Origin of the sequence: Enterobacter sp. TCD1-1, assembly GCF_020567405.1 — a bacterium.
Lineage (GTDB): Bacteria > Pseudomonadota > Gammaproteobacteria > Enterobacterales > Enterobacteriaceae > Enterobacter > Enterobacter quasiroggenkampii.
In genome coordinates this window covers 1305733-1316149 of the sequence record NZ_JAJCXF010000001.1, presented here as the reverse complement: position 1 = coordinate 1316149, position 10417 = coordinate 1305733, and the positions used below count along the sequence as shown (strand labels likewise).

The 10417-nt window shown below is 55.4% G+C and carries 8 protein-coding genes; 5 read left to right on the top strand and 3 right to left on the bottom strand.

The genetic code is table 11. The features are described 5' to 3' along the window. Window positions 1–33 precede the first annotated feature (33 nt). Complete coding sequence (locus LJA86_RS06415) at window positions 34–1371, bottom strand: TolC family outer membrane protein (protein ID WP_229225835.1); 1338 nt, start codon at window positions 1369–1371, stop codon at window positions 34–36. Window positions 1372–2111: 740 nt separating this feature from the next. On the opposite strand from LJA86_RS06415, the gene LJA86_RS06410 reads away from it, so the two are divergent. Both LJA86_RS06410 and LJA86_RS06405 read left to right on the top strand, forming a co-directional pair. Continuing rightward, window positions 2112–2855 carry a DeoR/GlpR family DNA-binding transcription regulator gene (locus LJA86_RS06410; RefSeq protein ID WP_023618764.1) on the top strand — a complete coding sequence of 248 codons (744 nt, stop codon included), beginning with the start codon at window positions 2112–2114 and terminating at the stop codon, window positions 2853–2855. Window positions 2856–2868: 13 nt separating this feature from the next. Continuing rightward, on the top strand, window positions 2869–3936 hold the full coding sequence (locus LJA86_RS06405) for an oxidoreductase (RefSeq protein WP_229225834.1): 1068 nt from the start codon (window positions 2869–2871) through the stop codon (window positions 3934–3936). An 89-nt stretch (window positions 3937–4025) separates the two neighbouring features. Here LJA86_RS06405 and cybB read toward each other — a convergent pair whose 3' ends face one another. Then, complete coding sequence (gene cybB, locus LJA86_RS06400; RefSeq protein WP_045910487.1) at window positions 4026–4556, bottom strand: cytochrome b561; 531 nt, start codon at window positions 4554–4556, stop codon at window positions 4026–4028. Window positions 4557–4745: 189 nt separating this feature from the next. Here cybB and gap point away from each other — a divergent pair, with 189 nt between their 5' ends. Further along, the gene (gene gap, locus LJA86_RS06395) at window positions 4746–5747 is read left to right on the top strand and encodes a type I glyceraldehyde-3-phosphate dehydrogenase (RefSeq protein WP_024908382.1); all 1002 of its coding nucleotides are present in this window, start codon (window positions 4746–4748) and stop codon (window positions 5745–5747) included. A 408-nt stretch (window positions 5748–6155) separates the two neighbouring features. On the opposite strand, the gene LJA86_RS06390 is transcribed toward gap, so the two are convergent. After that, window positions 6156–6956, bottom strand: coding sequence for a YdcF family protein (locus LJA86_RS06390; RefSeq protein WP_229225833.1), 801 nt, complete (start codon window positions 6954–6956; stop codon window positions 6156–6158). 327 nt (window positions 6957–7283) lie between these two features. Here LJA86_RS06390 and LJA86_RS06385 point away from each other — a divergent pair, with 327 nt between their 5' ends. Together LJA86_RS06385 and LJA86_RS06380 are read left to right on the top strand one after the other, a co-directional pair. Further along, window positions 7284–8603 carry an MFS transporter gene (locus tag LJA86_RS06385; RefSeq protein ID WP_046092563.1) on the top strand — a complete coding sequence of 440 codons (1320 nt, stop codon included), beginning with the start codon at window positions 7284–7286 and terminating at the stop codon, window positions 8601–8603. Window positions 8604–8761: 158 nt separating this feature from the next. Beyond that, on the top strand, window positions 8762–10414 hold the full coding sequence (locus LJA86_RS06380; RefSeq protein ID WP_045910485.1) for an MFS transporter: 1653 nt from the start codon (window positions 8762–8764) through the stop codon (window positions 10412–10414). The last annotated feature ends 3 nt before the right edge of the window (window positions 10415–10417 follow it).

The following is a 10417-nucleotide window of genomic DNA, read 5'->3' as shown; positions in this document are numbered from 1 at the left end:
AGACTTATTTTGCGCGACAATACGCGTCTTTTTTTAACTCAAATCGGGTAGTTTTGCGGCAGCGTTTTTCTCTATTCCAATAAGCGGCATTAAATTATCAACCGCGGAAGCATAATTAATTGCCGAACTCCAGCCATCATACTCAGCGATTATTTTCGCCGAGGTGGCCTGCCAGACATCCTGCTCAACGCTGAGCAGATCGTTAATGCTCCGCTTGCTAAGGGTGTACTCATTTTTATAGACATCACGGGCGCGCAGGGCATTTTCCAGCTGCTGTTTCCCGGCCTCCATTCTTCCCCGTGCACCGGTCCAGTCCGCCTGCGCGACGGAGGCTTTTTGCAGGACATCGAAACGCGCCTGATCGACCTGAGAGGAGGCCATGGCCCGTGCCCCTTCAGCCTGCCGCACGCGTGCAGAGACCGCGCCGCCCTGATAAAGCGGTGCGTCAATGTTGAGCTGGATCTGGTCGTCCCAGTACGAACGGTTGTCTGACTCGTAACGGGTACGTCCGCCCTTCAGGCTTAGGGTCGGCCAGTGCTGGGACTTCGCCGTTTCCACGCCATACTGGGCAGAGCGCTCCATGTTTTGCGCGGCCATGACCGCCGGTATCAGCGAATAATCAATGCGGTTGAGCGAATCAGGCTCAACCGCGAGATTTGCGGGTACAGGCGAAAAGTTATCGGCCTGCATTCCGGTTAATACCGCGAGCCTTGCGCGGGCGCTGTTTAAGGCGGCGTGATACTGCGCGACCGTCGCCTGCATGCCGGCAATACGCGTGCGGGTCTGGAGCTCATCGGAGGTCGAGCTCACGCCCGCGTCGGCGCGCAGCTTTGCCAGCTGCTCAACATTTTTTAGCGCCTGAACGTTCTCCTTTGCCGCCTGCAGCAGATCGGCATAGCGTTTGACCTCGACATAGCTCAGCGCCGTTTTTTCCGCCACGTCAGAGAGCGTGCTCATCAGCTGGTAGCGGTAGCTATCGCGCTGGGCGGAAGACTGGCTGATGCTGTTATTGGTCTTGCCAAAGTCATATATCAGCTGCGTCAGGCTCAGCCCCCACGCGGCTGAATTCTTCAGCGACCCGCTGGAATCGGTGGTCTGGCTATGGCCCGTGCTGCCGTTCAGCAATATTTGCGGCATCCAGCCGCTGCGCGCTTCATCTATTTGCGCCTGACCAATACCGAGTTGCGCGGCCTGCTGACTAATCGACGGATCGCGATCGATAGCAAAAAGAATACTTTCTTTTAAGGTTGTCGTGGCAACCGGGGCAATACCCACCTGACTACTATTGGCGTACGCCGTATTTATGGCTAATGAAATGAATGCCAGTGCTGCTGTAAATCGACGTAACATAGGCTTTCGCAATATCGTCATTTTTATCTCCCTGACTCTGAGTGACACTGAAGCAATTACCCAAAAAGAGGTATAGATAATTAGACAAATATCTTTTTTCGCATCCTTGCCGAATTTTAGGTAAAACTCCCCATACCCATTTCCTCTGGAGATGAGATCTGCCTGCGTCTTATTTAAATTAAGAATTTACTTATTTCCTAAAGTGGTTAGCAGCATAACAAAATGCGTTATAAGCCACTACACCCCCAATGTTAATGTGGTGTTACAATTAAGAAAAAAGATGGGGTTTCTGGACAAAACTCTTAAAATGACCTTTCAGATGAAACATATAAACCGACTGTTATTTAAGGAAAATTCTTAATTGGTTACCTGCACATTTTTGCGTTAATTTCCGGGCGGGTCAGACACAAAGATTTTCAAAGAAGTGTCAATTTAAGTAGCCAAACCAGCAAAATTAGAATTTAATGCTATTAATAAACTAATTAAAGCAATCAAAAACCACACTAGAAACATTTAACAGAATAAAAATCCAGACAATAGGAGTGTAGTGGTTACATAACCCAAATCGTTAAATAAAACATAACAATAACATTGTGGTTAACATTCAAAACAGCTTACTTATACCTGGTTAATACAATTTTAATAATCACGCATCTGAATCATCACGCCTCTCCACGACATCAAAACGACGTTGCCCTTTTCTCTGCGTTAAAATGCTGTATTATGCAAACTATTGCGACATTTTGCAGGAACGCAGACCGATGCACAAAACCGCACGACAACGCCACGTTCTGGATATCCTGAGCGAGCAAGGCCAGGCCAGCATCACCGAGCTGGCAGAAAAGCTGCAGGTTTCAGCCGATACCATCCGTCGGGATCTGACCGACCTGGAAAACCAGGGGCTGGCGCAGAAGAACCACGGTGGGGCCATCGCGCTGAATCTTTCCGCCATGAATCGCCAGGGCCGCAATACGCTGCTGCCGGAAACCAAACAGCGCCTGGGAAAACAGGTCGCACAGCAGGTTCCTGCGGGTTCTACCCTGTTTCTGGATGCGGGCAGCACGGTGATGGCTGTCGCCTCCTTTCTTCGCGGGCCGCTCACCGTCATTACCACGTCGCTGGATATCGCCCAGCATTTTAGCGACCGGGAAGACGTTGAACTGATCCTGCTCGGCGGGAAATGGGACCATAAGCAGCGCCTGTTTGCCGGAAGCGCCACCTTGTCCTTGCTGTCCCGCTATCGGGCAGATATCGCCATCCTCGGGGCGTGCGCCATTCATGCTGAACTCGGTTTGAGCGCCGGTAAAGAAGCGGATGCCGAGGTTAAACGCGCGATGCTTGACGCAAGCCATGCGCACTGGATTGTTGCCGACCACCTGAAAGTCAACCGCTGCGAGCCGTATCTGGTTTCCGGGTTATCTAACATTCAACAACTCTTTTTAGATCGTCCCTGGCCAGAGCTTGGGGACCCTGGCGCATTGCAGGTCACGGTGTGCGCGAATTAACGTGGAGAAGTTCATGAGTACAGTTCGAACAATTAACATTGCGCTGATCGGGTATGGATTTGTGGGCAAAACTTTCCATGCCCCGTTAATCCAGTCTGTGGACGGGCTTAAGCTGGCCGTGGCCTCTTCTCGTGATGAAGAGAAGGTGAAACGCGATCTGCCGGACGTAGAGGTGGTCGCCACCCCTGAAGAGGCTATTCAGCATCCTGATGTTGACCTGGTAGTGATTGCCTCCCCCAACGCCACGCACGCCCCGCTGGCGACGCTGGCCCTGAACGCAGGTAAACACGTGGTCGTGGATAAGCCTTTCACCCTCGACATGCAGGAAGCCCGCGACCTGATTGCGCTGGCGGATGAAAAGCAGCGACTGCTTTCTGTCTTCCACAACCGCCGCTGGGACAGCGATTTCCTCGGCATTAAGCAGGTCATTGAGCAAGGCACGCTCGGCAAGGTTAAGCACCTGGAGTCGCATATCGACCGCTTCCGCCCGGAAGTGCGCGTGCGCTGGCGCGAGCAGAATGTCCCCGGGAGTGGCCTGTGGTTTGACCTGGGGCCCCATCTTATCGACCAGACGCTACAGCTCTTTGGTCTGCCGCAGTCGGTTCAGGGGAATATCGCGACGCTGCGCGACGGCGCAGAAATCAACGACTGGGCGCACGTGGTCTTAAACTATCCGGAGCATAAGGTGATTCTGCACGCCAGCATGCTGGTGGCAGGCGGTACGGCGCGCTTTGCCGTCCACGGGGACAAGGGCAGCGTGGTGAAGGCCAGAATCGATCAGCAGGAAGCACAGTTGCTCTCCGGGGTTATCCCTGGGAGTGAAGCCTGGGGCGAAGACAGCGACAGTATGGTGTTCTTTGGCGCTGACGGCGCATCGCAGACGATCCCTACCCCTAAAGGCGATCAGCGCCAGTATTACATCAACGTGCGTGACGCGCTGCTTGGGAAAATCACCAATCCGGTCCACCCGGTTGAGGCATTAGCGGTGATGGCCGTGCTGGAAGCGGCGGTGAAGTCGTCTGAGACGGGGTCAACCCAGGCGCTGGCATTAACAGTTGAAGAGCGTGCTTTGCTGGGTTAAAAACAAGCCGGGTGACGCGTAGCGATCCCGGCCTACGATTCAGAGCCGTTTGTAGGCCCGTGCAAGCGAAGCGCCGCCGGGCGAGAAGACTACGAACGCTTTTTCGGCATCATGCGCAGAAGAGTATTATCTTTCCAGAAGTAGTGATGCATCAGCGCCGCCGCCGCGTGCAGGCCAATCACAAAATAGCCCAGGTTTGCCAGCGTCTCGTGCCACGCCTTCAGCGTATCCACCAGGTCAAAATTGGACTCCGCCGCATGCGGCATCGCCAGGCCAAAGGCAAACCAGTCGCTGCCCCGGTTATACATCATCACAATGCCAATCAGCGGCAGCGCAATAAACAGCAGATACACTACCAGATGCCCCAGATGAGACATCCCCGTCACCATCGCTTTTGGCTTCGGTTGAATCGGCGGCGCGCGGAACTTCAGGCGAACCAGCAGACGCGTCACCATCAGCACCAGAATACCGATCCCGCATGAGACGTGGATCATATTGATCGCCGGACGCGCGGTGCGCGGGAAGAAACCTCTGAACTCCATCGCGCAGTAGGCGACGATGATTAACAGAAACACCAGCCAGTGGATGCCGATTTGCAGGCTTGTATATTTAGTGCGCATGTGATTTCTCGATTAAAAACAGTTACCGCGCCAACATAATCCCCTTTCCTTAAAAATTCATTAACTTTTCTGGATGGTTTTTCAAATACTTCCCCCCGCATGAAGCATCTTCAATTGCCGCCCTGCCCGTGATGGTCTAAGCCTGGATGAGTTCAAACTGTCGCATCGACACGTTTACAGGAGAACACCATGAGTAAAATTGGCATTAACGGCTTTGGACGCATCGGACGTCTTGTTCTGCGTCGCCTTCTTGAAACCCAGGACAGTAATACCGTCGTCGCCATCAACGACCTCACCTCCCCCAAAGTGCTGGCCTACCTGCTCAGGCATGATTCCAACTACGGTGGCTTCCCGTGGAGCGTGGATTTCACCGAGGATGCGCTGATCGTTGACGGTAAAACCATAGCGGTCTATGCCGAAAAAGAGGCAAAGCATATTCCGTGGAAAACCGCCGGTGTGGATATCGTCGTGGAGTGCACCGGTTTTTATACGTCTGAAGAAAAATCACGGGCGCATCTGGACGCGGGCGCGAAGAAGGTGCTGATCTCTGCGCCTGCGGGCGACATGAAAACCATCGTCTACAGCGTGAACGACGACACCATTGACGCCGGTGATACCATCATCTCCGTCGCCTCCTGCACCACCAACTGCCTCGCCCCGCTGGCGAAAGCCCTGAACGACGCGTTTGAAATTAAGGTGGGCACCATGACCACCATTCACGCCTATACCGGTACCCAGGCGCTGGTGGATGGCCCGCGCGGGAAAGATCTTCGTGCCTCGCGGGCGGCGGCAGAGAATATCATTCCGCATACCACCGGCGCCGCCAAAGCCATTGGTCTGGTGATCCCTGCGCTCAGCGGCAAACTAAAAGGCCACGCGCAGCGCGTACCGGTTAAAACGGGCTCCGTTACCGAACTGGTGGCCATTCTGGGCAAGAAAGTGACCGTTGAGGAGATCAACGCCGCGCTGAAAAAGGCGACGCAGGGCAATAAATCGTTCGGGTATACCGATGAAGAGATCGTGTCGTCAGATGTGATTGGTTCACATTATGGTTCAGTGTTTGACGCCACGCAGACGGAGGTGTCAGAAGCGGGAGACCTTCAGCTGGTGAAAGCCGTTGCCTGGTATGACAACGAGTATGGGTTTGTAACGCAGCTGGTGCGGACGCTGGATAAGTTTGCGGCGCTGTGATTTTTTTCTTTATTCAGGGCTAATATGAGCTGTGAACCATCCCCTCTCCCTATGGGAGAGGGTTAGGGTGAGGGGAACATACGGCTCTGGTGGTCATTCCGTTCACGTTATGTTCCTTGCTACTCTGTAACGACATGACCGGTGAACGTGCCAGGGTGGCTCAATCGCCACCACCCTGGCGACCCAGGCTTCCGGCGGTAAATCGCCGCTTTGCGGTGCCCTCAGCTTATTCCTTCAGGCTATCGGGTCGGGCATGAGCCTGCATCCCTGCAGGCCACGCCCTCTCGGCGCATCCCTGCGCCTCGCCCCGGCCTTACGGAAACGCTTCGGCGATTTACAGCCGGACCAGGGTGTCGCTGTAAGCCAAATGTTATTCTGAAGCGGTTGTTATTGCTTCTAATTACGTCCTTAAAGCGAGCGCCTGGACAACGCATCCGCAAGGACAGGATCCTGCTGCAGCTGTTTCCATGCGGCGGTGACGGCATCGGGGAATTCAACGTGAGCAATATAATCCCGCCCGGCCGGGCCATAGCCGTTGGCGTTATCATACAGGCGCGGCAGTTCCCCCATAACCAGTGAAAGGTAACGGTCAACGGGCCACAGGCCGGTGTTGCCCTCGCTGAATTCCACGCCCTCGTTTCCGTTTTGCAGTGTCGGCGTAAACCCCGGATGGCTGAGCCACTGCGGTGAAACGGGCTCATCCCGACAAACGCGGGCAAACGTCGCCATCGTGCGGCGCTGCATCGTCGGATCCTGCACCACCAGCACCCGCCCGGTCGTTCGATGACGCTGTTTCAGCAAGTTCCAGCTAAAACGCGCGTTTTCACCGCAGTTGGTGGAGCGATCCTCAACCCACAGCTGCGCCTCGGGGATCTGCCAGAACGCCCGCGCAATGTCGGCAAGAATGCTCGCTTCAGGCCGCCCCGTGACCGGTACGGTGTGGTAACACGGATGATTGCCAATCGCGGTATATAAAAAGCTAGTCGAATGCCCGATGCCGCCGCTAATCAGAAGCGGCACGTCTTGCTGAGAGGCCATCCGGCAGGCCGCGTCAATGGTTGGGATCACCGCGTTTCCTGCCAGAATCACCGCATCGACTTCCGGGAGCGGACGCGTCGCGCTCAGATCATCCTGCGCCAGCCATTCACCGACAGTATTGATGGCCGCCAGCGTGGCATCTGCCAGAAAGGGAAAATGGGGCTGAACCATGGTGAACTCCTCACGTTGTTGAAGCACCGAATTTATCATTTTTCTGAAATAACCAGAAACATCCAAAAATCATCGGGTTGCACCTGCCTATTATGCTTTTGATTTCCAGCCTTACAAAACATTGTATTGTACAGGCGTCATGAAAAAGCACCCAGCGCTGCTTATTTCACCGTGATCTGACCAGTTTTATCCCCCCTGCGCTTGCCAAACGCAACATCCAACCCTAAGTTGCTTAACAATTTCACAACCTTTTTCATCATCACAGGTTGCACCTGAAGCGCGCCAGGTGACACCTCTCTCATCATCAACGTGGCGGGGTTTCAGGTCATGACAGAACATGAAAGTACGACGACGGTGTTACGTAAAAATAAAAAGGTTTTAATCGCCAGCCTTACCGGGAGCGCCATTGAATGGTTTGACTATTTTCTCTACGGTACGGCGGCCGCGCTGGTCTTCAATAAGATCTTTTTCCCGATGGTCGATCCGGTGATCGGACTCATTCTCTCTTATCTCTCTTTCTCCTTAACCTTCTTTATTCGCCCGATTGGCGGGGTACTTTTCGCCCACATTGGCGACCGCATCGGACGTAAAAAAACCCTCGTGTTGACCCTCTCTTTGATGGGAGGTGCAACCGTCATGATTGGCCTGCTGCCCACGTATGAGATGATTGGCCTGTGGGCGCCCGCTCTGCTGATCCTGATGCGCATCATTCAGGGGATGGGCATTGGCGGTGAATGGGGCGGCGCGCTGCTGCTGGCCTATGAATATGCGCCAGAAAAACGTAAAGGCTTCTTCGGCAGTATTCCGCAGGCGGGCGTGACCATCGGTATGCTGATGGCAACCTTTATCGTTTCGCTGATGACCCTGTTCAGCGAGGCGGATTTCCTCTCCTGGGGCTGGCGCATCCCGTTCCTGCTGAGCTCGGTTCTGGTGTTGCTCGGCCTGTGGATCCGTAAAGATATTGATGAAACGCCCGATTTTCAGCGAGTCAAAGCGTCCGGTCAGGTGGCTAAGGCTCCGCTGCGCGATACGCTGAAACATCACTGGCGTGAAGTGCTGATTGCCGCCGGTTTGAAGGTGGTTGAAACCGCGCCGTTCTATATTTTCTCGACCTTCGTGGTGAGCTATGCCACCAGCACGCTGACGTATCAGAAATCGCAGGCGCTGGAAGCCGTGACGCTGGGTGCGCTAGTGGCGACCATTATGATCCCGCTAATGGGGCTGCTCTCCGATAAGGTAGGCCGTCAGCGCATGTACGCGATCAGCGTCTTCGTGCTGGGCCTGTTTATCGTACCGTGGTTTATGCTGCTCAATACCGGCACCACATGGGGTATCGTGCTCGCGACGGTCATCGCCTTTGGCGTGCTGTGGGCACCTGTCACCGCGGTACTCGGCACGCTGTGCTCTGAAATCTTTAGTGCAAACGTGCGCTACACCGGCATTACGCTCGGCTATCAATTGGGTGCCGCGCTGGCTGGCGGTACCGCGCCGTTGATTGCCACCGGACTGCTGGCAAAATACGACGGCGACTGGGTGCCGGTGGCCTGGTATCTTGCCGTCACGGTGACCATTTCTTTAATCGCGATTTTCTGCGCCAGCCGCGTTAAGCGCGCCACTCTCATCCAGGCGCAGCCCGAACGTCTCTGACCCTTCCCGGCCCGTCCTGCGGGCCGCTCTTTTTCCTTAAATTTCCCTTCACCATTTGATTAACATGCGTAAATCATATTCACTTGAATTATCATTTGCGGCAGACGTAGAATCGCTAGCCCGCTAATTATTCAATCATTTCTAAGGTAAACGACGTTATGCGCCTGCCCGAACGCGACCCTTATGCTCCTCGCGAGTGGCAGCCACATGAGAAACCCGCCCTGTTGGGTTCGCCCTCCACGCCCGAACACAGTACGCCAAAACGCATTGCCTACGGCGTCGTGGGCCTGCTGGTCTGCCTGACGGGTGCGCTGGGCAATGCGGTGGTGACCGCCAACCTGCAAAATTTGCAGGGGACTTTCGGGGCCTGGTCCACCGAAATCGCCTGGCTGCCCGCGGTCTATGTGATGACCAACATCTCCATCAACCTGCTGCTGGTTAAATTCCGCCAGCAGTATGGCCTGCGCGCCTTTACAGAAGGTTTTCTGGTGCTGTACGTGCTGGTCACCTTCTTCCATCTGTTCGTAAACGATCTCAGCTCGGCGCTGATGGTTCGCGCCGCGCACGGCATGGTGGCCGCCGCGCTCAGCTCGCTGGGGATTTACTATCAAATCCAGGCCTGGCCTGCGAAGCACCGCCTGAAGGCGCTGACCATCGGCATCACCGGATCGTCACTCGCCATTCCGCTGGCCCGCCTGTTTTCGACCGAGCTGCTGCAGCTGGACGAGTGGCGCGGGCTCTATTTCTTCGAGCTGGGGCTGGCGCTGATCTCCCTGGCCTGCGTGATAGCCTTAAAACTGCCGCCGGGCGACCGGCGCAAGGTCTTCGAGAAAAAAGACTTTATCACCTTCTTTTTAATGGCCCCCGGGATGGCCCTCCTCTGCGCCGTGCTCTCTTTAGGCCGTCTGGACTGGTGGTTCGAAGCGCCGTGGATCGGCTGGTCGCTGGCGCTATCGCTGGTTCTGATTGTCGCAGCCATCGTCTTTGAACATAACCGCAGCAACCCGCTGCTGAACACCCGCTGGCTGTCGAGCGGCAGCATCGTCCGTCTGGGGCTAATTATGCTGCTGATCCGAATCGTGCTGGCCGAGCAGAACACCGGCGTCATCGGCTGGCTGCAGTACGTGGGCTTACAGAACGAGCAGATGACGCATCTGGCGTGGTCTATTTTCGCCGGGATCGTCTGCGGGATTGTCACCAGCTGTCTCACCATCAAGCCGACGAAACTGGCGTGGCCAATCATTACCTCCCTGGCGCTGATGATTGTTGCCTCGCTCCTGGACAGCCAGTCCAACAACCTGACCCGTCCGGATCAGTTGATGGTAAGCCAGTTCCTGCTGGGCTTCGGCAGCGCCTTCTTCCTGGCGCCCGCTATGCTGGCCGCCATTGGCGGGGTGATCGCCGACCCGCGTAACCTGGTCAGCTTCTCGGTGATGTTTGGCATGAGCCAGAACCTCGGTGGCCTGCTGGGCTCCGCGATCCTCGGCACCTTCCAGACCTGGCGCGAGAAGTACCACTCAAGCCTGCTGGCGGACCAGCTCACCACGCTCAACCCGCTGGTCAACGAGCGAATTCAGCTTTATACCCAAATGTACAAAAGCCTGATTGGCGACAGCGCGCTGCTGGGCACCCAGGCGATAACGCAGCTGCAAACGGTCACCGCGCTGGAGGCGAATATTCTGGCCTACAACGATACTTATCTGCTGACGGCGAGCATCGCTGCCGCCACGCTGGTCTGGATTTTATGGCGCTTGCTGCGCCTGCGCATCACTGCCCGTCTGGCGCTGAAGAACGCCACCGGCAACAAATAATTG